The sequence below is a fragment of the Paenibacillus sp. USDA918EY genome (genome assembly GCF_009870825.1).
Classification (GTDB): Bacteria; Bacillota; Bacilli; order Paenibacillales; family Paenibacillaceae; genus Paenibacillus_AQ; species Paenibacillus_AQ albilobatus.
Genome location: NZ_WTWY01000001.1, coordinates 607,304 through 629,738, shown reverse-complemented (window position 1 = coordinate 629,738; position 22,435 = coordinate 607,304). Strand labels below are relative to the sequence as shown.

The window sequence follows — 22,435 nt, the reverse complement described above, 5'->3', positions numbered from 1 at the left end:
GTGCGATAGGCCATTTTGAATCCCGTCGCGCTTTCACCTTATATTTCATCATGTAATCGTACCATATTCGACGGCAAAATGCGCAAAACGGCGGGCCAAAAATACGAAAGCCGTGTAAAAATACAAACCATTCATAGATTCGTTCATATGCTATCAGCAGGAAAGGAGGACGAAGAAATGCCGAGACTTACTATTTTTGAGGAAAAGGATTTTCGGGGCCGCAGCAGGGTCATCGCGGGAAATTTGGGCATAGAGAATATGGATTCGGTCTTTGGCGGAGCCCAAAGCCTTCGATTCCGTTCAGCCTGTTGGAGCCCCACCCTCGTCTTGTTCAGCAGACCCGGATTTAAAGGCAGGTTCCACATTTACCGCGGCAACATGAATTTTTCCGATCTGCAGAACCTGTTTTTCGGCTGCGACGTCGGTTCGTTAATCTCGAGCGGCAAACGGCTTTCCCGCCGGAAAATACGGCAGTTCCGCAAAACGGGACAACTTCCTTCCCATTACCGTTTGATAACGCTGTCAGAAACGTTTTCCGGATCAGGCAATAAATAAGACCCTGCCAGCATCATGCCGGCAAGGTCTTGAACATGCAGCTTTGTTACCAAATGAAGGCTCTGGAGATGATGACCAGAAGGATGAACAATACGAGTATTGCTCCGATGCCTCCGCCCCACAGTCCGCCGTAGCCGTAGCCGTAACCGTAACCTGCGCCAACACCGCCTACTACTTCACTCATCGTATTACCTCCTTGATTTTTGAGTACATTGTATTTTATGGGTCAAGAAGGCTTTGGTAAGGGCGAATAGGAAAAAAATCAACATCGCTTATCCTGTTCATCTTTCTCGAAAGCGAGCTTTATGGATTAAAAAGCCATCCCCGGCATCCCAAAAGTTTCGCAAAGCTTTATTGCGGTGTTAATTTATACAGGGCCGCTCCATGCGGAGCAATCGTCGATGCCAACGTTCCTCTCCGCGGTCCATGTTCCTCTCCGGTCCACAGGTTTTTCGCGGATGCCTCCCTGGCGATCCCTAACTCGGAAAGCGATACAGAGACTTCCGCAGCCGTCTCGCCGGTATTGAACAATGCCGCGTAACGCTCTCCGTCAGGTCCTTCGGCCGCCCAGACGATGCCGCCGCCTGCGCGGCTGACTTGCCGGGCGCCGAAGCCGTGTTGGTGCATATGCAGCACGTCCCGGTTCGTCAGCAGCGACAACGTCCATTCATCGTTGTCGCGCATCTCTCCCCCGAACATGAGCGGTGAGCGAAAGATCGTCCACAACGTCATCATCGTGAGCTGCTCGTTCCGCGTAAAGTTCGTCATCCGGTCGGGATGGCTTGCCCGAACGCCGATCCGCCCGAGCGGCAGCATGTCGCAATCCGGCCAACAGCCGGGTTTTGGCCGGCCTTGCCACGTTTCGCAGCGGTCGAACATGTCCAAAAGAAGCGGCCAACGATCCCAGAAGTCATCGGTCATCCGCCACATATTCGCATTCGCTTCAAAAAAGTCGGCATGCTCCACGGGTGCCGGTCCCGGCGACAGGCTCAGCACCATCGGACGGCCGGCATGGTCGATCGCCTTGCGGATCAGCTCGATTTCCGCAAGATGCGGCCCGCCGTGCAGCCATGAAGCGGCAATGTCGTCGACCTTGATGTAATCGACGCCCCAGCCGGCGTACAATTCGAACAGCGAATTGTAGTATTCCTGTGCGCCTTCCTTGGAAGCATCGACGCCGTACATGTCGGTGTTCCATCCGCAAAAAGAGCAGGTATGGGCGATGTCCCGGGCGGTCGCATCCGTTCCCTTGATCGGTGTATCGTCATGTACCGCCTGCCGCGGAATGCCGCGCATGATATGGATCCCGAACTTCAAACCAAGGCCGTGCACATACTCCGCCAGCGGTTTGAACCCCCGGCCGCCTGCCGCGGACGGAAAACGGTTGACCGCGGGCATAAGCCGCGAATAACCGTCGGTTTCAAGCCGGACGAACGGCCTGTATATGTCCGAGTCGGCCTCCGGTTCATACCATTGAATGTCGACGACGACGTACTCCCATCCATAATCCTTCAAATGCTGCGCCATGTATTCGGCGTTGCCGCGAACCTCTTCCTCCGTTACGGCGGCGCCGTAACAATCCCAGCTGTTCCATCCCATCGGGGGTGTTGGTGCAAAGGCATGATGCTGCATGTCGTTCCTCCTGATTCATACATGGATTGCGCATCCTTCAACGGATGCCGCTTATCGTTCTACGCCCCTATATTACGGGTTGGAGGAATGGCGTTTCTATAGTAATCTTTCAAAGACAATAGCAAAATATTGCGGTCTGGCGGTCTAATCGAAAAACATCCGGCTGAACGTCAGCTGCCCCTCTTCGGACCGGAAGCTTCCGGGCGTTCGGCCGGTCATGTTGCGGAACACTTTGATGAAGTAGCTGCCGCCGGAAAAACCGACCTGTTCGGCAATCCGTTCGACGCTCAGGTCGGTCTGGCGGAGAAGCCGCATCGCCTGATCGATGCGGACGCGGTTCAAATATTTGCTCGGCGTTTCGCCGACCGCCGCGGCGAATGCCCGCAGCAGATGGTATTTGGATAAACCGAGCCGCTCGGACAGCTGGTCCAGGCTGATCATGCGGCTGTAGTTGGCGTCCATGAATTCGGCCGCCCGCCGCACCTTTTCGGGCCAACGTTGGCGATCGCCCTGCGGCGCCGCCGAAAACCGGCACAGCTCCGACACGAATTGGTATACCCAGGAAGAGGCGGTATACGGATCCGTGATCTTTCCGTCGTTTGCCTGATCCCAAATTTCACGCAAGAGGCGGACGGGCCGGCTTCCGGGCGGCAAATAAGGCGCCTCTCCCAGACGCGATTTCGCTTCCTCCCAATTCGGCAAAATGAGCGTTGGCCGCATCAGGATGAACATAAACGACCAACGGGATCCGTCCTCCGGGAAATAATACCGATGATCCCCCGGAATGTCGGCCATAAACGCCCGTCCCGATTCCATCCGGTAGGTTTCCGCGCCCGATTCGAACATCCCTTCGCCTTCGATGGTATATTGAAACAACAGCAGCGGACCGTCCTTCCGCGCGTGCCCGTCCCACCGGTATGCCGGGCTCAGGACCACGTCCCGCCCGACCGCAAACAGGTTGCACATGGCCAAGCGTTCAGGGGGCGCAAAACGAAAGCCGAAGGTCCCTGTATCGATGCCGGATGCCATGCGTGCCCTCCTTTCAGGTTCTTTTTTATGAAAAAACGCCGTCCCGGGTTCATTCCATGCAATTGCGAAAAACAAACCCTGCCGCTAACGTAACGGCTTCCGAACCGTTGGAAATCTCTACATCAGGTTACGATGAACCGCGTTATGCGTCAACCTGGCGAGGCAGCGGCTGTGTCCCGTTTTTCGAGCAGACGACTTCCGCATAAACGCACCAAACCGCGGGCGTCTGCCGAAAACCGCCGTTAAACCGATTGACCTTCCGCTCTTCTTTCCTTAGTCTAATAAGACAAGCTGCTTTACGGTTTAGGAAGGGAGCAAAAGAAATGTCCAAAGCAAAAACGAATGCGATGAGGATTCTGGACCAACATAAGATTCCGTATGAAGTCATCGTATATGAGACCCAAGACAACAAAATCGACGGGGTTTCCGTCGCCGGGAAGATCGGCAGGGACCCGAAAATGGTGTATAAAACGTTGGTCCTGCATGGGGAGAAAGATCGAATCTATGTCTTTGTCATTCCTGTCGAAGCCGAGCTGGATTTGAAAAAAGCAGCCAAAGCGGCCGGAGAGAAAAAGGTCGAGCTGCTGCCCGTCGGCGACATTCAAAAATGGACGGGTTACATTCGCGGCGGATGCTCGCCGGTGGGCATGAAAAAAAGGTATCCGACGTTGATCGACCGCAGCGCGTCCGAGCTTGAACGATTGGTTGTCAGCGGAGGGAAAATAGGCATGCAAATCGAGCTGGGCGTAGAGGCGTTAAAAGAGATAACGGGAGCCCGCTTTGAAGAGGTCATCCATTAGGCTGCGGATGAAGGCAAAAAAAGAACACCCGTTGGTCCTGCGCCAAAGGAGCGCCGGAGAACGGGTGTTTTCGCTTCATTCGTGGTTGATGTCGCATTTGTTCATAATAAACGCGATTTGATTTTCGAGGCGGTTGATTTGTTCCTGCGTTACTTGATCTTCCCTGCCCTGACCGCGGAGCGAGGCGAGTTCCTGCTTGAGCCGATGCAAGTCATCTCCCGCACGCGCGCAATCGTAGCTGCTTTCGAGGTTGTCCAGCATATGCTTTCCCTCCATTCTGACTTGGGTGTACTTCCCTATTATGGAGAATTTGGCCGAGTTTATTCAGCCGGAAGCATGCCTTGGTTAGCGATATGCAATGCCCCGAGGTTCGATTCAAGGCAGAATATTCCCGGAATCGTCGGGGGATTAAGAAACGTCGATCTATTCCTGTTTTTCGGAAAGCTCGCCGATCTTCTGCAGAAAAGATTGAATATGCTCATGCATGGCGGTTATGTCTTCGAGTTGAACGTTAGTCCCGGCGTAAAGCTTTTTCGGCACTTCGGCGGCCTGCTCCCGAAAGGCCCGTCCCTTGTCGGTCAGCTCGATGATCACGTTGCGTTCATCCACCTTGTCGCGGGTACGCGTAATGAGCTCCATCGTTTCCAGCTTTTTCAGCAGCGGGGTCAAGGTACCCGAATCCAGAAACAGCTTGGAGCCGAGCTCCTTGACGGTGACCCCGTCCCGCTCCCATAGGGAGAGCATCGTAATATACTGCGTGTAGGTCAGCCCGAGCGGGGAAAGCAGCGGGCGGTACAGCTTCATGATCTCGCGGGAGCAGGTATAAAAAGCAAAACAAAGCTGGTTTTCGAGCTTCATATATTCGTTAGGCTGCATATTTCTCACCTGCCATTTAATTGTATGCAATTTATTTATGCGGGTAATTATAACATTAGGGATCGGGTACGTCAAAAATTTAAAGAGAAGCTTGCAATCGTCATTTAAGTTGTATACAATTTAATTGTTCAAAATCATTATAAGCTTGGGAGGAGAGTTACCTATGTCACTTTATAATATGGAAGTTAAAACGATTAAGGGAGAACTGCAAACATTGGAGCCTTATCGCGGTCAAGTGCTGCTGATCGTCAATACGGCCACCAAATGCGGGTTCGCGCCGCAGTTCAAAGGGCTGCAAAAGCTGCACGATACTTACAAGGAGCAGGGATTTAGCGTCCTCGGTTTTCCTTGCGGCCAATTTGCCAACCAGGAGCCGGGGACCGACAAAGAGGTCGCTCAAGCATGCGAGCTGAATTTTGGGGTCAACTTCCCTCTGTTCGCCAAAATAGACGTCAACGGCCAAAACGCGCATCCGCTGTTCCGCCATCTGACCAAAGAAGCGCCGGGCCTGTTGGGTTCCAAGGCGATCAAGTGGAACTTTACGAAGTTTCTGGTCGACCGCAGCGGAAAAGTCGTGAAACGGTTCGCGCCGACGGAAGAGCCGGAAAAAATCGAACGGCATATTATCGAGCTGTTGCGTGCGGAAGGCTAATCCATTCATCCGCCGAATGATCCGCCCGGCAAGAAATCATTGCAATTCATCGGGAACATTTTTTGAATAGAGGCATTGGCATAGGGAGCGCTAATAACGCTCTTTTTTGCTTGCCCGAAAAATCGATCAGCGATCCTCGCCGCTCCCCAGCCCGGCATCCGCCTTCCCATCGCGCCGGCACGAAACATCGGATCATCACTTTCATCTCCTGAATCTCCGGAATCTCCAGAATACAAAACAATAAAAACATCATATAAAATGATAAATATTTATTGTAAAACGATAAACAATCCTTATAATAAAACATAAATGATGAACAACGAGGTGCTTTATGGGACTAAGATCAACGCTCTTTTTAAAGGTGGCTGTTTGGATCATTGGAATCACCGTTTTTGCCATGTGCCTATTTTGGTTTCCAAGCCTGGCCAGAGACGCAGCAAAATTCAATCCGGAATTCGCCTACTTGCGATATCCTGTGCTTATAGGTTTGTATATGACAACCATCCCTTTTTATTTTGCTCTATATCAGGCTTTCACGCTTTTGAATAATATCGAAAAAGGAAATGCATTTTCAAAGTTAGCGGTTACATCGTTAGGACATATCAAAAACTGTGCTCTGATCATCATCGTGTTATATGTCATTGGGATGTTTTTGTTGGCCGTGCAAAACGCTTTGCATCCCGGACTAGCCATCATTGGCGGCGTCATCATTTTTGCGGCCACGGTAATTTCACTTTTTGCCGCGGTGCTTCAGGAACTGTTAAGAAGTGCTCTTGATTTAAAAACTGAAAATGAATTGACAATCTGAGGTGCTAAAATGGCAATCATCGTTAATATTGATGTGATGTTGGCAAAAAGGAAAATGAGCGTAACGGAACTTTCGGAGAGGGTCGGAATCACCATGGCCAATCTTTCCATACTCAAAAACGGCAAGGCAAAAGCCGTTAAGTTTTCCACCCTGGAGGCCATTTGCAAAGCTTTGGACTGCCAACCCGGCGATATTTTGGAATATCGGGATACATGACTTTCATTTTATAAACATAGGCGGGAGGTTAATATGACGTTCATCCTTTTAATCGGTCTTCTTGGAATGTTCCTTGTTATTTTATTTAAACGGCCGATAGCTAATCTGCTTGGAGACGGTAATCCGTTGGTACGTAGGCTTAAAAATGCCATTTGGTTTCAAAATCATTGGAAATCCGGATTGTTTTTATTCGTCATGAATGCCGCTTTATTTTTTACAACCTGTTTCGTGTTGTATGTATTTGTGTATTTCTTCATTCCGTTTGTTCATTTTGCTGTCATGTTTTTGGCAGTCACAGGAAGTATCATTTTATGGCTCATCATCAATAAAGCATGGGAAGGCACGACGAAAAACCGCATGAAGATGGGGGCTCTTGGAAGCAGTTTTTATATGATCATGGCCGCCCTGTTCGTCTGTCGGCTCGTGAGATTAAAGCCTTCTTACCCGGGTGACGATCCTTTTATGGCGGCTGTTGGATTAATGTTCGCAATCATTGTCGTTACCGTTGCGTTTATTACGTGTTTTGTAATAACGGGATTTGCCATGAGGAAAAATCAGACAAACAAAGTTTAAAAACCAGCGATCTATACTCCGGATGCGTTTCAACTCCATCGCGATATGGTCCGAAACTTCCTGGTTCACCTCAATCCCCCCATTCGTTTAACTGTTTAATCTGTTTGACCAATCTAGGATATCACAATAACGTTTTGGAATGGCTATCGGCAAAGCAAATAAAGACCCATATCCCTCCTTTTGGCACAAATGATTCGTATCACCTTCCATATTGACAAAACAAACATGAAATGGTATGTTATTCATCATGTCTTTATTAATTAGTAAATCCTGGTATAGGAAAAAGGGAGAGTGAAAGCGAATGTCCGCTCCACAACATTATGCAGTCAAAGTCGTTCCATACCGTTCCGACTGGTCTACGGAATTCGAGAAAGAGAAAGCTCGATTGCTTGAAATCCTGGCTCCGCACGTCGTTACCATTGAACATACCGGCAGTACTTCCATACCCGATCAGGACGCAAAACCCATCATCGATATTTCCGCTGCGGTTCATACGCTGCTTGATGAACAGATCTATGGGGACTTGCTTAGCCATTCAGGCTATCGTTATATTGATACCGGCATGACCGGGCGACACTTTTTTGTAAAAGAACACGAAGGAGCGCGTACGCATCATTTGCACATCTTCCCCCTTGAAGGATTTTACGAAAGAAATGAGCTGCTGTTTCGCGACTACCTTCGGGCCCATCCTGAATTCGTCAAGGAGTATGGAGAACTAAAACGGACGTTGGCTGAACAATATCATTCAGACCCGGACGGTTATACGCGGGCAAAAACCGCCTTTATCCAGCGTGTTGTGGACTTGGCGCGGACAGAACGGGGACTTCCTCTTCAAAACGTATGGGAAGATTAGTTCGTCTTTTTTACGGAGCCGGTTGATTCCATCTCGGCCTGCTTTATATTATCCATAAAAAGGAAGGACAAATGATTGCATCGTCCTTCAGTCAGTCGAGAAACCCTGTCCTTTTTAGAGGAACAGGGTTTCTTTTGATTCCTGGCGGCTTTCGCCAAGCTTGAAGATTATACACTATTTTCGAATCCGTAATTGCAGTTCATTCGTCCCCATTCAAAACGTCATGGAAAAGGAGCCGGCTAAAATGATGCAGATCGTGTTTCCATACCGGCCAATCGTGACCGCCGCCCTGTTTCATGTACCAAACGTGGGGAACGTCGTGCCGCGCCAAATAGTCATGCGTCCGGGTGCTAATCGATAGGAGTCCGTCCTGGTCACCGCATGAAAGCCATAGCAGTTTAAGGTTCGCCGACGTTTCTTTCGGATTCGGGACAAGCAGTTCAGGTGCCTTCGTGTTGGGGGCAGGGGAAAAAGCTCCGATCCATGCGAAGCGGTCAAGATGATTCAGCCCGATATTCAACGACTGACCCCCGCCCATCGATAATCCGGCAAGCGCCCGGTTCTCGCGATCTGTCAACACCGGGTAATTGGATTCAATAAAAGGAATCACATCGTGGAGCAAATCCGATTCGAATGTCTCGAATGCCTTTACCTTTTCGGCGTCGAAAATATCCCCCGTCGCCCGATCATCCGGCATTGCGCGGCCGTTGGGCAAAACGACGATCATGGGCGCCAGCTTGTTGTCCGCATAAAGGTTATCTAAAATGATCTCCGGATGCCCGTGATTATACCACTCCGCTTCATCCCCTCCTATGCCATGCAGAAGATAAAGCACGTTATACCTGCCGCTTTCGGAAAACCCGGGCGGGGTATAAACCATTGCTTTGCGGTGTTTCCCCACCGTCGAGGAATAATATTCGACTGTATTCATGTCCCCGCGGGTTATGTTTTCCCTGTACTGGTCGTATCCGATTGGAGCCGTTTCTATGATCATGGAATCACCCTTTCCGGTAAGTATTTTCATTTGAAACATTGCTTATTTCAGCCGTTACGGCACATATCCGAATCCCAAGATCGTAAACCGCTTATCCTCATTGCCTTCCGCCATCGCGATCTCTATCGTATGTTCCCTTACATCCTCTTCATCGTACAAAAGCACGGCATGGCAATGCGTCCAATTCACCTGATGCGGATCGGCGGTTCTTTTCAGCTGCCCATCCACCCAAATATTCGCGGTTCCGAAATCATGGCTTCCGGAGTCCTTAAAGACCAGAATAAGGCGCCGGCTTCGGATGGTCATTTTGAAGCTGGGATTTCCGGATTCGGCCGTATGCATCCAGTTATGGGGAAATAGCGGAGTGCCGTATGAATGGTCATCCAGCTCCGCCATTTGCAGCTCGGCATCGGTCTCTTGGAAACCACCCGGATGAATCCGCGCAATGCCGTCGGCATTCATGCGATCGAGAAGACGCGTCCCAACGTATCCGTTCCCGATCAGCGGCGGCTTGTCAGTCGGAAGATCCTCCCCGTCAGCTGCGGATCGGTCCGTAACTTCGAACAGCCAGCCCAGACAATCGGACATGATCTTATGTCCCGCATTGGTCGGATGATAAATATCGTAAAAAAATTGCCGTTTGGAGATGACGTTGCCATCGGCTTTAGATAACCGGAACTGTTCTACTACGGCATCCTTCACGCTGACCATCGGCAATTGATAGTGCCAACCGATGGGAGCCAGCCGGTCCTGAAGATTCCAATCGTTCATAAACACGCTGAACAGCAAGATCACCGCGGGTTTATTCCCGCCGGCAAGAGCCTTGAGCACCAGGCTCTCGTAACAGCTTCCTTTTGTCTCGTCGTCGGCGTCGTTAACGGCAAACTCCACGATCACGATATCCGGCTCCACCGTGCCGTCTCTAAGGACATCCCGCTCATAGCGGACGATGCCCAGCTCCGACGGCGTGCCGCCTACTCCCGCTTTAATGAAACGGACCGAATCCCCGCCGGATGGCACGAACCAACGTTTAAAAAGATCGTACGATCTGTAAGCGTAACAATTCGCAGAAAGCGGAACGGCTCCCGCTCCTTGGGTAATGGAACCCCCGATATAGGCGATCGTTACGGGCTCTCCTCTTTTCGCTTTTTCTATGGCCGTCTTCAATCTCTTGTTATTGCCTTTGTTCAGAAGCGACTTTTCGATCATGCGGCGGTAGGATTCGGAACCGAAATCGACCGGAGGTTCGGGGATGGACTCGGGAACCGGATAACCGTCATGCAGGTAGAAAATGATGTTTGCCGTCGCCAGCACGCCCGCCCGTTCGAATTCGAAAGCAAATTTGCCGGGCACTTCGTCATCCGGGGACCAATCGTAATCCTCCAGTGTCAGAAGCGATTCGGAGCCGTCGGCCGGACAAGGGAATCGGAGCCGGGTACCTGATTCGAATCGGCCCGATTTGCCCCGATTGTGAATCGTAAAAAAGACGGTCGATTTCTCGTTGCCATGAGCATGGACCGAAATTCCGATGCGATGGACCATCCGGCGGAATCCGTCGAAGCTTCTCAGATTCTCAAGAATGGCCTCATCCAAGCCCCCTCCGGCATACCGGGCTTTATCGATAAGCCGTTGTCCGTCCAAATATATCTCTTGCGCAAAAGTGCCGTCGGGCCGAGCCGTTGCTTCAATCGCCGCATCATGTAAAATGTACAGCCCGTTTCGCCCGGACGCCGGGTCCTGCGGAGCCATCGGCGCCCGCGTTGCATCCGCGGCCGATGATCGAGGGTCGGTCATCGAAACGTCATCCTTTCCATGAACAGATTACAAAGACGTTTTCCTTCCGGTATTTCCTATCTTTTCTATCGTCCCTAGCACTTCCCAATAAGACGGTTTGGGCTGATGCTTCGCATCAAATAAGAAAGGCCAATTCTTCCGGCCACGTACGGGAAAATGGTCCAGCCAGGTATAATCATCGGCAGCCCCCCAAAAAGTGACGGAGGTGATATATTCGCTGTATTCCTGAAATAACCGGAAAAATTGTCCGTAACGTTCCGCTTGAAGAGCGAGCATCTCTTCGGTCGGAGCCGTGAGGTCGGTCCGCCGGTCATCGAACGCAAACATGGAGACATCCAGCTCGGTCACATGCAGCTTCACGCCCAAACTGGCGTATCTCTCGATCGCCCGGCGGATATCGTCCAACGACGGATGATACAGGCTCCAATGCGCCTGAAGCCCGATGCCATGGATCGGCACTCCCTGTTCGAGCAATGATTTGACGAGCGAGTAGATTTTTTCGCTTTTCACCGGATCGGCCTCGTTGTAATCGTTATAGAACAGCAGCGCCTCCGGGTCGGCCTCATGGGCGTACTCAAACGCCTTGGCGATGAAATCCTCGCCGATGACGTCGAGCCACTTCGAAGGCCGCAGCCGTTCGCTGCCGCTGTCGGACACCGCTTCGTTCACCACGTCCCAAGCATAGAGTTCTCCCCGGTAACGGGATACGACCGTGTTGATATGGGATTTCATGCGGGCCAGCAGCGTCTCCCTGTCAACCTGGCTGCCGTCTTGATGTTCAAACACCCATTTCGGCGTCTGATTGTGCCAGACCAGCGTATGCCCCCTGACCGCCATGCCGTTGGCTTTGGCCAGAGCCACCATACGGTCTGCTGCCTCAAACGTATACCGGTCTTCCTCGGGATGCACCCTTTCGAACTTCATTTCATTTTCGGCAGTCACGCTGTTGAAATGCTCGATGAGCAAATCACGCTGGGTGTCCAACGTCGCCGGATTCACGGCGGCCCCGATCAGGAAATGCTCTTTAAATGCTTCACGCAACTTTATCATACTCATCCCCTTTTCGACGGAATTTCTCAAGCAACCAAATTACGGCACACACGTTCACCCCAAAGTGTAGCTTTCGCCTCGCCGCGAAACAACCTGCCGTTAACCGTATCATCACCCGGCAAATCACGGATCCTTTACGCCATAACTGACAACCTTCGAAATGAAATTAAACAACAGGGACCGGTTAATTGAGCACACGGTATTGGAAGTCGGAAAACTCCGCCGTTCCCCCGATCTCGCGGGTTGAAAACAAAAACAGACCGATGCGGCAGCCCATAAAATGGTCCAGCTTGTATATCATCTTGTGCGCAATCCCGAGCTGCTTCCAATCCGCCCCATCCCGGTAATAAAACATGCACTCGTCCGCGTTATTCACGAAATGGCCGGCCGCCCTGAGCGTGACGACGTCTCCGGAGACGGGAATACGGGCAAATTCGGTGCCTGGCTTCTCGTCTACCAAATTGCCGAATATGGAATGATCCTGCGGCTCTCTGGCCAGCATAACCAGATAGGATCGGCCGGCTTCCTTGGTCAGGGCGATCAAGCCGTACGTACCGATCAAAAAGCATAGGCCTGCATAATCGCCATCCTTCAGCCCGCTGCCGTCCAACGTGACCGTCGCTTCGCATGCCGGCCCCATGGCGCGCTGCGTCAACGTATTGACCGCAAACGTCAAGTTGGGGCTGATCTTTCCGGATTGGATCCGGTAGGCTCCCGGCTTGTCCGTTACGGACCATAATGCATCGTCAGGCGTATGATTCCACTGCCAAACATCCTTCAGGCGCACCTTGCCGTGCTCGTCCGGCGTGTAATGAAAGTCATCGCTTCCCACCAAAGGCTGGTAGGTATAACCCGGCCTTGTGCTTGGCAGCTCGATCATTGTGGGTGCTTTCTTGGCGAATACCGGAAAACCGTTCTCGAAGCGCAGCGGAACGAGCACCGGAATCCGGCCGACGGCGCCGTGATCCTGAAACAGCACGGCCACCCATTCCCCGTCCGGCGTATCCACGATGCCTCCCTGCGCAACGCCCGAATTAAAATACCCCATGTCGTCGTTAAAGACCTCTCCGCCCGTGAACTCTCCTTCCAGGGAATCCGCCGCGAAGCAAGCCTGCGTTCGGCGACCCGCAGCCTTCGAAATATGGATAAAGAAGGCGTAATACCTGCCGTCGATCTTATAAAAATGGGCGCCCTCGTACCCGAGATGATACGGCTCGCGTTCTTTGACGATGATGCGGTTCAGCCCGCCGGGCTTGGGTCCGGATAGATCCTCCTTCAATTCGGTCAGGTGAATTTCGGCATTGCCGTAAATCAGATACGCCCGGCCGTCATCGTCAAACAGCAGGGAGCAGTCGTGATAAAAGCCCTCGATGTATTGCTTCGTCCATGGTCCGGACACGCTATCTGCCGTGTACAAATATGTTCGGCGGGTATCGTTCGCCACGAAGATCACGTAAAATTTCCCCTTGTGGTAACGCAGGGACGGCGCCCACATGCCCTGCCCGTAAATATGTTTGCCGTCTTCGAGCCGCTGCGCCGGCGTATTGTCCAATACGTCGTACACATAAGAAGCCACTTCCCATTGAATCAGGTCGTATGAGCGCAGGATGACGCAGCCCGGCATCATGTGCATCGTCGTGCTGACCATATAGTAGGTGTCCTCTACCCGGATCACGTCAAGATCCGGAAGGTCGGCCCATATTATCGGATTCGGATACATACACTTTCTGCCCCTTCCTAGTCGCGTTTTACAATGACTTCGATCGACACCCCGGCCAAAGCCGGGTTCAAATCCCGCTCTTCCGTTAAATCAAGCACCGGATATCCGTCCACGCCGAAATGAACGCGGCGGATTCCGGTGCCTCTTGGCCCCTCTACTCCCGGTCTGGCGTGGTAGACGTTCCAAGTGACGCCTTCATCATCGGTCACGTAGGAATTATGGCCGGGGCCGTATTCGCCGGGAACGCTTCTCGACGTCAGCAGCGGATAGTTGCCCTTCGTCCAGCTGTCGGGATTCAGCAAATCCGCATTTACATCGGCGGTCAGCAGGCCTACGCAATACGTCGCGTCGATCGCCGCGCTTGAGAAGGTCAGAAAGATCCTGCCCCCCCGGATCAGGGCAAACGGCCCTTCATCGACAAAGGTATGGTTATTGGCCCAGCCAAAGTCCGGCCTGGTCAGCAGCACCGGATCGCTCGTCAGCCTCCACGGTTCTTTCGGATCCAATTTTGCGATATAAACCCAGGCCCCAAGATCTACGGGCACGAACTGCCGCTCCGACCAAGCCGCATAACATTCCCCGTTCACCTGGATGACCGTCATGTCCAGGGAGATCACCTTGCCCGCCTCGCATAAATCGGCGCCGTCTCTCTTGACGACACGCCGGGGCATCGACCAGTCCGCGGCGCAGGTAGGATCCCCTCCCTCGCGGAGCTTCATCACGTGACACTCTTCATAGAAAAACTCGCCGGTCGTTGCCGCATGAAAAATGTACAGCTCGTCCCCGATGATATGGAGCTCGGGGGCCCACAACAGCCCTTTAATGTGATCATAGGTTTGCGTATCCAGAATTAAGGACTCGCCGGCCTGAATCAGACCGGATATCGTCTCCGCTTCCCTGATATATAAGGTTTGATTGCCGTCGGCGTCATTGGTCGCAATGAAATAATACTTGCCGTTCCACTTCGCGATGCACGGGTCCGCCCGGTTCGCCGCGACCGGAAAGGCATAATGCTCCTGACGAACCGTTCCGTTCACCCGATAAGTCCCGGCCTGATCCCAGCGAACCGCCGCCGTGTCCCAATCCACGGACTTGGGAGCCGTGGTGCCGTCGCTATATACCGCGGTCGCTTTAAGCGTCTTCAAATCCTCGGCCGATGCAGCCGTGATGCAATCCGGAACTTCAATGGCGACATTCTCGGGAACCGTAAGCCGGCCTATGAGACGGTCCGCCGTTTCCCGCGGAACGCGGATCACGTTTCGGTGCTGCATGCCTTCGATGTCGGCCGATACGGCTACCAGCGTAAACGGCTCCGCCTTTTCAGGGGCACCAGCACCGGTAAGATCGAAAAGATCCTCGATCCTATTTCGGTAATGCCCCCCGTTTTCGTCGCTCCAGCGGATGACGTAGGCTCGGCTTGACTCATCATATTCGCAAGCGACATCGCGTACGTAAGCATCGCTCTGCAGATCGATCAGCCCGATTTCTTGGTATTGCAGCAAATCGTCGGAAGCAAAGAACAGCACTGCCCCTCGGCTCTCCTCATCCTGCTGGCCATCCGCCTCCGTCCGTACGGCAACGACGCCGAATGTTCCGTCGGCCATGCGGAAGAGATACGGATTTTTCAAGCTTTTGGCTCGGAGCGTCCCGTTCTCATTTTGGGTTGCCTTGGCGAACAAGACGCCTGAATTATGGTTCAAAGCTTGGAAAGGCTTGCCGTCCTCGCTATAGGCAAGATGCATGCTGAAAGCCAGCCTGGGCGCATAGATCCGATCCTCCTGCGGGATGCGCGTATAGCAATAGCACCTCGATAAATTCGCTTTTCTTTTTTGGTATCATGGCACGGACCTCACCTTGAATTGATCATTTCAAATACAAATACGTAAACAGAAGCTTTCGCCATTTCTTGTTATTCTATTGACTCCTTTAAATTGCGTTTACTATGAAATTATAAGATAGGACACCTCATCAAATGAATGATCTATGCTGACAGAAACTTGATCTATTCTAAGATTGGAGATTGCGATGGCCACATCCATTTACGATGTCGGATATGATGCCGCCCATCCTGGCGACTTTATTTACGACATTTCGGATGGGCACGACTTTTGGCTGCTTATTCTGACGCAAACGCCGGCCGAGTTCTGGGTTCAGGGAGCGAGCTGTGCGGATACAAAAACGTCGAGCATTTCTCCAGACAATTCCGGCGGATCGTGGGCTGCACGCCCCGTGAATACCGCAATCGGCTCATTTGCGGCCTTGAGACGCTGCCGGCATGGCCATAACGAAAACGCCTTTCGGATACCAGCCATTTGCAGCTTCATTCCGAAAGGCGCCCTGAATGTATCCCGCGTTTACCCGACGATGCCGGTACGCTCGATGCTTTCCACAAAGTAACGCTGCACGAACAGATAAATAATGATCAGCGGCAGGATCGCCAGCAGGATGCCGGTATCCTGAACCATGCTCATATAGAAAGGATCCTTGTTGGTCGCAACCCCGCCCTCGAGCATGATGGAGAGGTTGTGCGGCAGCGACGACAGCTGGGTGGACATCACTTTGCCCGACGTTAAATACGTTGTCGTAAAGAAGCTGTCATTCCACTGCCATACGAACGAAAACAGCAGCACGGTGACGATGGCCGGAACGGCATTCGGCAGCATGATGCGCAGGAAGGTTTTGCCTACGCCCGCCCCATCGATGTAAGCCGCTTCCTCCACTTCTTTCGGAATGCCCCGGAAGAACTGCCTGAAAATAAAAATGTAGAGACCCGCCTTCAGCGAGTTTGCGGTGACCGAGGTCAGGATGAAAGGCCAGTACGAATCCAGCAGGTTCACCGACTTCCCGGTCAGCAGCGGGATCAGTCCCATGAGGCTGAAATCCTTCAAATTCATGTAGATCGGGATCAAAATGGTCGTTGGCGGAACCAGAATGGTCAGGATGACGCCTCCAAAAAGCAAATTGCTGCCTTTGAATTTAAGCCGTGCAAAGGCGTATCCCGCAAAAGCGCAGGACACGGCCGTCAGGATCGTCGTCATGGCCGATAAGGTAAACGTATTGAACAACGTATGCCAGTAGTCCATGATCGATATGGCTTTTTTGAAATTGTCGAGAGAATAATGCTCCGGGACAAAGACGACGATCGGCGAATACAAGTCGCTTTTATCCTTGATGGCCGTCGAAATCTTTTGAAGAATGGGGTACAGAATAACAAACGACAGTCCTGCCATCAAGACAAGCCGCACGACGGTCCATAACCAGCGTTTCCAGCTTTCGAGCGACAACAAACGGGCGATGATCAACGCTGCTCACGCTCCTTCTATTCTTGATAGAAAATTCTTTTGGAAATAAAAAACGTAATGATCAACAAAATGACCATGATCGCCAGGAAGTAGATCCAGGCCATCGCCGAGCTGAGGCCGAAGTTGAAATTCGTGAACCCCGTTTCCCGGATCAGCGTCGTCATTTCGCTCCGGGAGAACGAGTCGATGATCGTATAAATCACGTTGACCAGGATGAGCGGGCTGACCATGGGCAGCGTGATTTTCCAGAACGCTTCGTAACCGGTCGCCCCTTCGATTTTGGATGCCTCGTAAAGCTGGGGGGATACCGACTGGATCCCCGCCAGGAAGATCAAAATTTGCACGCCAGACTGGCTGACGATCTGGTAGATGCGATCCACGGCGCTGGTCAGGTACGCGACGACGTTTTCGCTGACGCCGGAATTGAGCATGATCCGCGTCAGCTCGCTGGTCCCCAGGCCGCTCACGGCGCCGCCGGCGTTCTGCTCGTTGATGGCTTGAACCAGGCTGGTCGTCTCCAAATTCGCGATGACCCCGGAAGCCAAAATGACCGGAAGGAAAAAGATCGATCTGGCGATGGCTCTGCCAACAAACTTCTGGTTCAGCAACACAGCCAAAAACAGGCTGAAGATCACGATCAGCGGCACGTTGATGACCATGTTTACGATCGAGGTCGTCAACGTGCGGTTAAAGCTCGTGTTGACCGTAAGGGCTTCCACGTAATTGGAGATGCCGATGAAGCTGATATTCATGCCGTTTGCATTGGCTTCGATGGAGCTGAAGCTGTACCTTAACGAAGAGACCAACGGGATCAGGAAAAAAAGAAGGAATCCAAGCAGCCACGGCAGCACGTAGATAAAGCCCCAGAGTGCCTTCTGTTCGGCGTACGTCCGCCGCTTCATGCCGAATTTCAGTATGGACTTCAAGATTGCACACCACCCGTCAAATAGCTCTCGGCTTTCACCGTTCGGCCGTCCGCCGTCGCATCCGTGCGGTTATAGTTGACAATGACGTAAAAGCCGTTCCCGTACACGGTCTTGTACACGCCTTCGCCAAGCTTCTCGTGGCCGGTGATCGGCTCATTCCGGACGTTCTTCAGCACGTCGTTCACCTCGCGGTACATTGCGGCGGCCTGATCGATCCACTGCTTGTAATGGACGGCATACAGGTCGTTGTATTCCGTATCCTTCACTTTGTCGTTCGGTTCATGGATCCATTCGAAGTACACGCCCGCTCCGTATTCGAGGCATTTCAGGATATACTGCCGCTCATCCGTAAAGGTCGACAGGTTAAACGGACTTCCCGTGTAATCGACGTACCCGCGAATGACCATTTGGTAGAACGGGATTTCTTCGTCCTCGATCTTGAAATGGCTGCCGGACATCGGCGCGTTCGTAATATCCGACAAGAATGGAAGCGCATAAACGTTGCCGCCATCCGCCATGACCTTCGGATTCGCCTGCGAGAAGCTGCCCAGCGCCTGAATCGATAGGCTCTCGGATTCGGTCCGATCCAGCTGATTGTGCTTCCGGTAGTCGCTGTTGAGCTGATCGGCGAGATCCCGTAGCGAAATGCCGCCCGGCTGGTACTCTTTCAAGCCCTTCAGCACCGATTCGGCATAGGATAAGGTCAGCCTTGGGGATACAACGTACGATGGCTCCTTATCCCGGTCCCTTCGGTTGAGCGCCTGATCCAGCGGGTAAAGAGCGGCAGGAACGCCTCTCAACGTTCTGGCGGCATTTGCGTTCTCGTTGAATCCCTTTCCCGTATTTGCGGTCAGGACCGCAACGTCTGGATAGAAGGAAACCTCTTGTTCCCGGGTGAAGGTGATGAAGTTTTGCAAACCTTTGCTGCCGCCGACAGCCTTGTCGACCGAAACATGATCCGGAACCTCATGATCCATCCCGCCATTGAACCAGCCTGAAAATTTCAGTTTAATGTTGGATATGCCCCGGTTTTTCATCTGGTTGATGATGTCCTGCGACTGTTCGAACGTCGTGAGCGGTTCGATCGTCCGGTATGGGATGCCGGCGAAATGCTTTTCTTTGGCGATGCCGCCGACGAGCTGCAGGTAAAACGGCATATTTGCCGCTTCCGCAGCCGGCTTCGGCTTGGGCAATCCGCCGTGCTCTTCAAGATAACGCCGGTAGTACCGCGCCAGTCCATGATATGATGCTTCTTCCTTGTTCAAAAAAGCGTACCGGACCGTAAAATCCGATTTCGTCGGACGTTCCTGGAACCTGGGCAGCGTGCGTTCCTGACCGTTCGCCTGCAGCACCACATCGCCCTTGTTGACGACATTGAAACTTGGATACACATAGTTATAGCTGTTCAGCTTTCCGCTGATATCGGCATGGATCGTCGCAGCCGAGGCGCCTTCCTCGATGATGCCGAGGATCGCGCCGCTTTCGCGGATGATCCCGAACACCGGCAGACGAACCGCTTGCTCGGTCTTGGCATCCTCGATCGTCTTCATCGTCAGATCCTCCCCGTACACCGGTTGCTGGTAAGCGGGATACTGCTTCTTCCCGTTGTTGAAACGGATGAGCGCACCGGAGCCGTCCGGCACGAAGATCGCCCCCTGCTCCTTGGAACCGCCGGCTCCAAAAAAGCTGAGGAAGGATATGTTCCCGATCGGATATGCGCTCGGGTATTGAATGCCGGATGCCGGGATTTTGGCGATTAGGCTGCCGCCGTCCAGGGCGTATTCGATCGATGCCAGGAAAATCCGCGGTTCCGGCTTTTCCTGCGTGAATTGCAGCTCCTCCATGTCTTTCTTCAGGTCCTCTTCGGTATATCCCGCGTCTTCGAATGCCTTGAAGGCACGATCGAGCTGCAGCCCGTTTAATGCGCTGTCGTTCCGGACATACACTTTTTTATCCGGATCCTCTTTGTAGGCGATTTTCAACGCCCGCTGGCCCGTTTTGTCCAGCTTGCCCAGCATCGCCTCGATTCGCTCGCTGCTGAGCATCATCGGCAAATCGGCGGCCGATTTCACGGCCGTTCCGAACTGGTACGTGACCCTTACCCCGTGAGGGATCGGCTCGAATTTGATCTGCTTATGCGAAGCGCTGTCGGTGAACGTGTTGATGGAATTCACCTGGCCGAAATTGTTGTAATAATCGATTTTGAGCTGGGACGAAAGGATGCCTTTATTCACCCCGGACGCAAGCGGATCCTTATCGCGTTCCGGCGGGTTGCTATACCATATCTCGCCGGATTGCTTATTCAGAACGGCGATGACGCCCGTTTTCTCATCCACGAACAACCGCAGCCGTTCATTTTCGGCCACGCCTTTCATACCTGCTGCCCGGGCATCGGTGAAGGCGGCTTTCACTGGCTGGCCCCTGGTGAATTCAACTGCAGCCGGTGCATCGTTGGCACCGGTATGGACCGGGTTCGAATCGTTGCAGCCGGCCACCGCAATCCCCGCGAGCAGGACCGGGAGCCACAAGGCTTTACTGGCTTTGCGCATGGTTTCTCCTCCTCTCTTTAGTTTCTCAGCATGAGTTCCTGGTAGATGACATGAACGAACGAAATCATCTGCTGGATCAGTCCGAAAAACAGCAGGCAGATAAAAGCCATGAATCCCATCGCCACGATCGTCAGCAGGATCGTCCCGATGGTCTTCGACGGCGAATATTGATGCACGGTCATGTTGCCGACGAACAAGAGATACGCCGACCAAAGAACGGCAGCGCTGTTGCAGAAGTAATAAAACGCCGTCTCCTGCAGCGATATGACATTGCTGAGCCAAATCCACGGGAAGTTGATGATCATCATCGGGACGAGGGCAAAACACGTCGACGTAAAAATTTCAACGAACTTCCCTTCTCCGTCCATGAGCGTCGTCAGCGACCAGTTGGCCACGCACCAGAACAAGACCGGGACAACGACGTACACCACTTCCATCAGGCTGTTCATATCGTCCGGGTTGGACAGGCGGACCAGAAATCCGCTGTACTGGTTGCCCAGTACATTCGTGATGATCATCAAAAACAAAATGACAAAAGCAGTGATCAAGGTATGCCGCTTGTTCCGTTCATATTTCAGATCCCAATACGCGTTAAAGGGATGAACAATAAGATGCAGGGGGTATTTCACGAGCTCACGATTCAATCGTAACACCTCCTTGTCTCCTCATCCGCTTACGGAGCTTTTTGAAGAGCAGGAGAACTGCGGCGAGCACGATCAACCCCGTCATGACGGCCGGGAAATATTCTCGCATCACCTGCTTGCGGTAAAGCAAGTAAGCCTTTGAATAATTGGCTTGATCGTAGCTTTCCTTGAAATAATGCATCGCCCCTTTGTAGTCTCCTTTCCGAAGGAGGGCCTTGCCCACGCCGGAATAAGCAAATTCCAGGTTGGCATTCATGTTGATCGCCTGTTGATAGAGATCAAACGCCTTTTCCTCATCGCCTCTGTAGTAGCTCCGGACCGCTTCGTTCAACAGCCGGCCGTACGCCGTCGTCCGAAACACCGTAATCTCGCCGAATGCCTTATCGAGGACAAGAAAATCGTCCCCGACCCGTTCAATCGCCGCGGGCGAGTTGAATTGGCCCAATTGGTTGCCCAGGCCGCCGAATATGTACATCAGATGACCATCCCCGCTGTAAGTGAAGATTCTGCCCCGCTTGGAATCGAGGACCGAATACATCTCGCTGTCGGCGACATCGATATCGATGAGCCGCGAAGGTCCGACATCGGTCGAATACCGGGTATCTCCCACCAGGCTGAGATATCCCGTCCGCCGGAGAATATCGTTGCCTTGAGCGTTCAATTTCTTGATCGGGTTGTTCGAGTAGTCTCCGCTCGTTGCGTAAATGAAGCCTTCGTCATCGATATCCAGGTTCGTGAATTCGGTAGGCGTGAACATGACCATCCGGCTCCGCTGCGCCTTTGTGGACATCTTTTTCCAAAACAGCTCCACCGGATCGACCGTCACCCGGTTGGCGCCGATAAACGAGGTGAACGCTCCGTCGGAATTGAACTCCATAAAGCCGTCAAATACGCCGATCGACATGACGTAGATCCGCTGCGCCTTGTCCACGACCACCCGAACCGGCTGGAAATCGAAATTGGCCTGCAGCAGGTCGGACTTCGGCGCTTCGAGCACTCCCGATAGCCTTAGGTTTGAATCCAGATGAACCACCCTTTTATTGCCCGTATCGGCGATAAAAAGCTCTTTCCGGTCGGTCACGAAGATCCCTTGCGGGTTATTGAACGTATCCTTCTTCCCCCCGTGATCAAAGGAATCTACCACCTTCACCGGCTTGAATTGCTCATCGAGGACGACGATGCGGTTGTTGCCGGAATCGAGCACATAGATCCGCTTGTCAGACGTGACATGGATGTCGCTCGGGTTTTTGAAGGGACCGACGCCAAGCTGAACGCCGTTCAGCAAAGACGCGGCCTCATACGCGGCAGGAGCCGGGGTGGTATCATTCCAGAAGGAATAGTTGTAAGAAGCACTGCCTTCCGCGTGGGCTGTACTTAAGACCATACTCGTACCGATCAGGCAGCAGAGGGCAGCCAGGAAGTACATTTTTACTTTGTTTATGCTCAGTCGCATCGTGCTCGT

General features: G+C 52.6%; 24 protein-coding genes. 8 read left to right on the top strand and 16 right to left on the bottom strand.

Annotated elements, in window-relative coordinates:
• The first annotated feature begins 177 nt into the window (after nt 1-177).
• Nucleotides 178-555: a beta/gamma crystallin family protein gene (locus GQY55_RS02905; RefSeq protein WP_236575370.1), complete on the top strand. Its 378-nt coding sequence runs from the start codon at nt 178-180 to the stop codon at nt 553-555.
• A gap of 46 nt (nt 556-601) precedes the next feature.
• On the opposite strand, the gene GQY55_RS02900 is transcribed toward GQY55_RS02905, so the two are convergent.
• The 3 genes from GQY55_RS02900 to GQY55_RS02890 form a co-directional block, all read right to left on the bottom strand.
• The gene (locus GQY55_RS02900; RefSeq protein ID WP_160037931.1) at nt 602-739 is read right to left on the bottom strand and encodes a sporulation protein YjcZ; all 138 of its coding nucleotides are present in this window, start codon (nt 737-739) and stop codon (nt 602-604) included.
• A gap of 167 nt (nt 740-906) precedes the next feature.
• Nucleotides 907-2,187, bottom strand: coding sequence for a glycoside hydrolase family 27 protein (locus GQY55_RS02895; RefSeq protein WP_160037929.1), 1,281 nt, complete (start codon nt 2,185-2,187; stop codon nt 907-909).
• A 144-nt stretch (nt 2,188-2,331) separates the two neighbouring features.
• Nucleotides 2,332-3,216 (bottom strand): helix-turn-helix domain-containing protein, encoded by an 885-nt coding sequence (locus GQY55_RS02890; protein ID WP_160037927.1) that lies wholly within the window; start codon nt 3,214-3,216, stop codon nt 2,332-2,334.
• A 323-nt stretch (nt 3,217-3,539) separates the two neighbouring features.
• On the opposite strand from GQY55_RS02890, the gene ybaK reads away from it, so the two are divergent.
• Nucleotides 3,540-4,016, top strand: coding sequence for a Cys-tRNA(Pro) deacylase (gene ybaK / locus GQY55_RS02885; RefSeq protein WP_160037925.1), 477 nt, complete (start codon nt 3,540-3,542; stop codon nt 4,014-4,016).
• A 75-nt stretch (nt 4,017-4,091) separates the two neighbouring features.
• Here ybaK and GQY55_RS02880 read toward each other — a convergent pair whose 3' ends face one another.
• On the bottom strand, nt 4,092-4,277 hold the full coding sequence (locus tag GQY55_RS02880) for a DUF2524 domain-containing protein (protein ID WP_160037923.1): 186 nt from the start codon (nt 4,275-4,277) through the stop codon (nt 4,092-4,094).
• Nucleotides 4,278-4,439: 162 nt separating this feature from the next.
• Nucleotides 4,440-4,892 (bottom strand): MarR family winged helix-turn-helix transcriptional regulator, encoded by a 453-nt coding sequence (locus GQY55_RS02875; RefSeq protein WP_160037921.1) that lies wholly within the window; start codon nt 4,890-4,892, stop codon nt 4,440-4,442.
• Between the two features lie 163 nt (nt 4,893-5,055).
• Between GQY55_RS02875 and GQY55_RS02870 the strand changes: the two genes are divergently transcribed.
• Entirely contained in the window at nt 5,056-5,544 is a 489-nt protein-coding gene (locus GQY55_RS02870) for a glutathione peroxidase (protein ID WP_160037919.1), read from the top strand.
• A gap of 5 nt (nt 5,545-5,549) precedes the next feature.
• Here GQY55_RS02870 and GQY55_RS31195 read toward each other — a convergent pair whose 3' ends face one another.
• Nucleotides 5,550-5,780: a hypothetical protein gene (locus GQY55_RS31195; RefSeq protein ID WP_236575369.1), complete on the bottom strand. Its 231-nt coding sequence runs from the start codon at nt 5,778-5,780 to the stop codon at nt 5,550-5,552.
• A gap of 95 nt (nt 5,781-5,875) precedes the next feature.
• On the opposite strand from GQY55_RS31195, the gene GQY55_RS02865 reads away from it, so the two are divergent.
• From GQY55_RS02865 to GQY55_RS02850, 4 genes are all read left to right on the top strand, one after another.
• Complete coding sequence (locus GQY55_RS02865) at nt 5,876-6,352, top strand: DUF2975 domain-containing protein (RefSeq protein WP_160037917.1); 477 nt, start codon at nt 5,876-5,878, stop codon at nt 6,350-6,352.
• A 9-nt stretch (nt 6,353-6,361) separates the two neighbouring features.
• Nucleotides 6,362-6,568: a helix-turn-helix domain-containing protein gene (locus GQY55_RS02860; RefSeq protein WP_160037915.1), complete on the top strand. Its 207-nt coding sequence runs from the start codon at nt 6,362-6,364 to the stop codon at nt 6,566-6,568.
• Nucleotides 6,569-6,601: 33 nt separating this feature from the next.
• Nucleotides 6,602-7,141, top strand: a complete 540-nt coding sequence (locus tag GQY55_RS02855) for a hypothetical protein (RefSeq protein ID WP_160037913.1) — start codon at nt 6,602-6,604, stop codon at nt 7,139-7,141.
• Nucleotides 7,142-7,442: 301 nt separating this feature from the next.
• The gene (locus GQY55_RS02850) at nt 7,443-7,994 is read left to right on the top strand and encodes a GrpB family protein (RefSeq protein ID WP_160037911.1); all 552 of its coding nucleotides are present in this window, start codon (nt 7,443-7,445) and stop codon (nt 7,992-7,994) included.
• Nucleotides 7,995-8,193: 199 nt separating this feature from the next.
• Here the strand turns inward: GQY55_RS02850 and GQY55_RS02845 are convergent, their stop codons facing one another.
• The 5 genes from GQY55_RS02845 to GQY55_RS02825 all read right to left on the bottom strand — a co-directional run bounded on the left by GQY55_RS02845 (nt 8,194) and on the right by GQY55_RS02825 (nt 15,294).
• Nucleotides 8,194-8,988 (bottom strand): alpha/beta hydrolase, encoded by a 795-nt coding sequence (locus GQY55_RS02845; RefSeq protein ID WP_236575368.1) that lies wholly within the window; start codon nt 8,986-8,988, stop codon nt 8,194-8,196.
• Between the two features lie 54 nt (nt 8,989-9,042).
• Nucleotides 9,043-10,782 carry an SGNH/GDSL hydrolase family protein gene (locus tag GQY55_RS02840; RefSeq protein ID WP_160037907.1) on the bottom strand — a complete coding sequence of 580 codons (1,740 nt, stop codon included), beginning with the start codon at nt 10,780-10,782 and terminating at the stop codon, nt 9,043-9,045.
• Nucleotides 10,783-10,809: 27 nt separating this feature from the next.
• Nucleotides 10,810-11,832 (bottom strand): endo-1,4-beta-xylanase, encoded by a 1,023-nt coding sequence (locus GQY55_RS02835; protein ID WP_160037905.1) that lies wholly within the window; start codon nt 11,830-11,832, stop codon nt 10,810-10,812.
• 184 nt (nt 11,833-12,016) lie between these two features.
• On the bottom strand, nt 12,017-13,552 hold the full coding sequence (locus tag GQY55_RS02830; RefSeq protein ID WP_160037903.1) for a glycoside hydrolase family 43 protein: 1,536 nt from the start codon (nt 13,550-13,552) through the stop codon (nt 12,017-12,019).
• A gap of 17 nt (nt 13,553-13,569) precedes the next feature.
• Nucleotides 13,570-15,294, bottom strand: coding sequence for a family 43 glycosylhydrolase (locus GQY55_RS02825; protein WP_160037901.1), 1,725 nt, complete (start codon nt 15,292-15,294; stop codon nt 13,570-13,572).
• 283 nt (nt 15,295-15,577) lie between these two features.
• Here GQY55_RS02825 and GQY55_RS32020 point away from each other — a divergent pair, with 283 nt between their 5' ends.
• Nucleotides 15,578-15,949, top strand: a complete 372-nt coding sequence (locus GQY55_RS32020) for a hypothetical protein (RefSeq protein ID WP_442953593.1) — start codon at nt 15,578-15,580, stop codon at nt 15,947-15,949.
• Here the strand turns inward: GQY55_RS32020 and GQY55_RS02810 are convergent.
• Genes GQY55_RS02810 through GQY55_RS02790 form a run of 5 tightly spaced genes read right to left on the bottom strand, consistent with a single transcriptional unit; the run spans nt 15,907 to nt 22,426 of the window.
• Complete coding sequence (locus GQY55_RS02810) at nt 15,907-16,854, bottom strand: carbohydrate ABC transporter permease (protein ID WP_160037899.1); 948 nt, start codon at nt 16,852-16,854, stop codon at nt 15,907-15,909. The two genes, GQY55_RS32020 and GQY55_RS02810, sit on opposite strands and share 43 nt — an antisense overlap.
• A gap of 17 nt (nt 16,855-16,871) precedes the next feature.
• Entirely contained in the window at nt 16,872-17,780 is a 909-nt protein-coding gene (locus GQY55_RS02805; RefSeq protein ID WP_160037897.1) for a carbohydrate ABC transporter permease, read from the bottom strand.
• Nucleotides 17,777-20,329, bottom strand: coding sequence for a DUF5696 domain-containing protein (locus GQY55_RS02800; protein WP_160037895.1), 2,553 nt, complete (start codon nt 20,327-20,329; stop codon nt 17,777-17,779). Before GQY55_RS02800 ends, GQY55_RS02805 begins: the two co-directional genes overlap by 4 nt.
• Nucleotides 20,330-20,346: 17 nt before the next feature.
• Nucleotides 20,347-20,973, bottom strand: a complete 627-nt coding sequence (locus tag GQY55_RS02795; protein ID WP_160037893.1) for a Yip1 family protein — start codon at nt 20,971-20,973, stop codon at nt 20,347-20,349.
• The gene (locus GQY55_RS02790) at nt 20,963-22,426 is read right to left on the bottom strand and encodes a hypothetical protein (RefSeq protein WP_160037891.1); all 1,464 of its coding nucleotides are present in this window, start codon (nt 22,424-22,426) and stop codon (nt 20,963-20,965) included. Before GQY55_RS02790 ends, GQY55_RS02795 begins: the two co-directional genes overlap by 11 nt.
• Nucleotides 22,427-22,435: the final 9 nt, after the last annotated feature.

What these genes read in the sequence shown, in the direction of transcription:
- GQY55_RS02905 (WP_236575370.1), top strand. Translation starts at nt 178, where the DNA reads ATGCCGAGACTTACTATTTTTGAGGAAAAGGATTTTCGGGGCCGCAGC.
- GQY55_RS02890 (WP_160037927.1), bottom strand. Translation starts at nt 3,216, where the DNA reads ATGGCATCCGGCATCGATACAGGGACCTTCGGCTTTCGTTTTGCGCCC.
- GQY55_RS02895 (WP_160037929.1), bottom strand. Translation starts at nt 2,187, where the DNA reads ATGCAGCATCATGCCTTTGCACCAACACCCCCGATGGGATGGAACAGC.
- GQY55_RS02845 (WP_236575368.1), bottom strand. Translation starts at nt 8,988, where the DNA reads ATGATCATAGAAACGGCTCCAATCGGATACGACCAGTACAGGGAAAAC.
- GQY55_RS02860 (WP_160037915.1), top strand. Translation starts at nt 6,362, where the DNA reads ATGGCAATCATCGTTAATATTGATGTGATGTTGGCAAAAAGGAAAATG.
- GQY55_RS02790 (WP_160037891.1), bottom strand. Translation starts at nt 22,426, where the DNA reads ATGCGACTGAGCATAAACAAAGTAAAAATGTACTTCCTGGCTGCCCTC.
- GQY55_RS02880 (WP_160037923.1), bottom strand. Translation starts at nt 4,277, where the DNA reads ATGCTGGACAACCTCGAAAGCAGCTACGATTGCGCGCGTGCGGGAGAT.
- GQY55_RS02865 (WP_160037917.1), top strand. Translation starts at nt 5,876, where the DNA reads ATGGGACTAAGATCAACGCTCTTTTTAAAGGTGGCTGTTTGGATCATT.
- GQY55_RS02900 (WP_160037931.1), bottom strand. Translation starts at nt 739, where the DNA reads ATGAGTGAAGTAGTAGGCGGTGTTGGCGCAGGTTACGGTTACGGCTAC.
- GQY55_RS02855 (WP_160037913.1), top strand. Translation starts at nt 6,602, where the DNA reads ATGACGTTCATCCTTTTAATCGGTCTTCTTGGAATGTTCCTTGTTATT.
- GQY55_RS02825 (WP_160037901.1), bottom strand. Translation starts at nt 15,294, where the DNA reads ATGCATCTTGCCTATAGCGAGGACGGCAAGCCTTTCCAAGCTTTGAAC.
- GQY55_RS02840 (WP_160037907.1), bottom strand. Translation starts at nt 10,782, where the DNA reads ATGACCGACCCTCGATCATCGGCCGCGGATGCAACGCGGGCGCCGATG.
- GQY55_RS02875 (WP_160037921.1), bottom strand. Translation starts at nt 4,892, where the DNA reads ATGCAGCCTAACGAATATATGAAGCTCGAAAACCAGCTTTGTTTTGCT.
- GQY55_RS02800 (WP_160037895.1), bottom strand. Translation starts at nt 20,329, where the DNA reads ATGCGCAAAGCCAGTAAAGCCTTGTGGCTCCCGGTCCTGCTCGCGGGG.
- GQY55_RS02870 (WP_160037919.1), top strand. Translation starts at nt 5,056, where the DNA reads ATGTCACTTTATAATATGGAAGTTAAAACGATTAAGGGAGAACTGCAA.
- GQY55_RS32020 (WP_442953593.1), top strand. Translation starts at nt 15,578, where the DNA reads ATGGCCACATCCATTTACGATGTCGGATATGATGCCGCCCATCCTGGC.
- GQY55_RS02830 (WP_160037903.1), bottom strand. Translation starts at nt 13,552, where the DNA reads ATGTATCCGAATCCGATAATATGGGCCGACCTTCCGGATCTTGACGTG.
- ybaK (WP_160037925.1), top strand. Translation starts at nt 3,540, where the DNA reads ATGTCCAAAGCAAAAACGAATGCGATGAGGATTCTGGACCAACATAAG.
- GQY55_RS02835 (WP_160037905.1), bottom strand. Translation starts at nt 11,832, where the DNA reads ATGATAAAGTTGCGTGAAGCATTTAAAGAGCATTTCCTGATCGGGGCC.
- GQY55_RS02850 (WP_160037911.1), top strand. Translation starts at nt 7,443, where the DNA reads ATGTCCGCTCCACAACATTATGCAGTCAAAGTCGTTCCATACCGTTCC.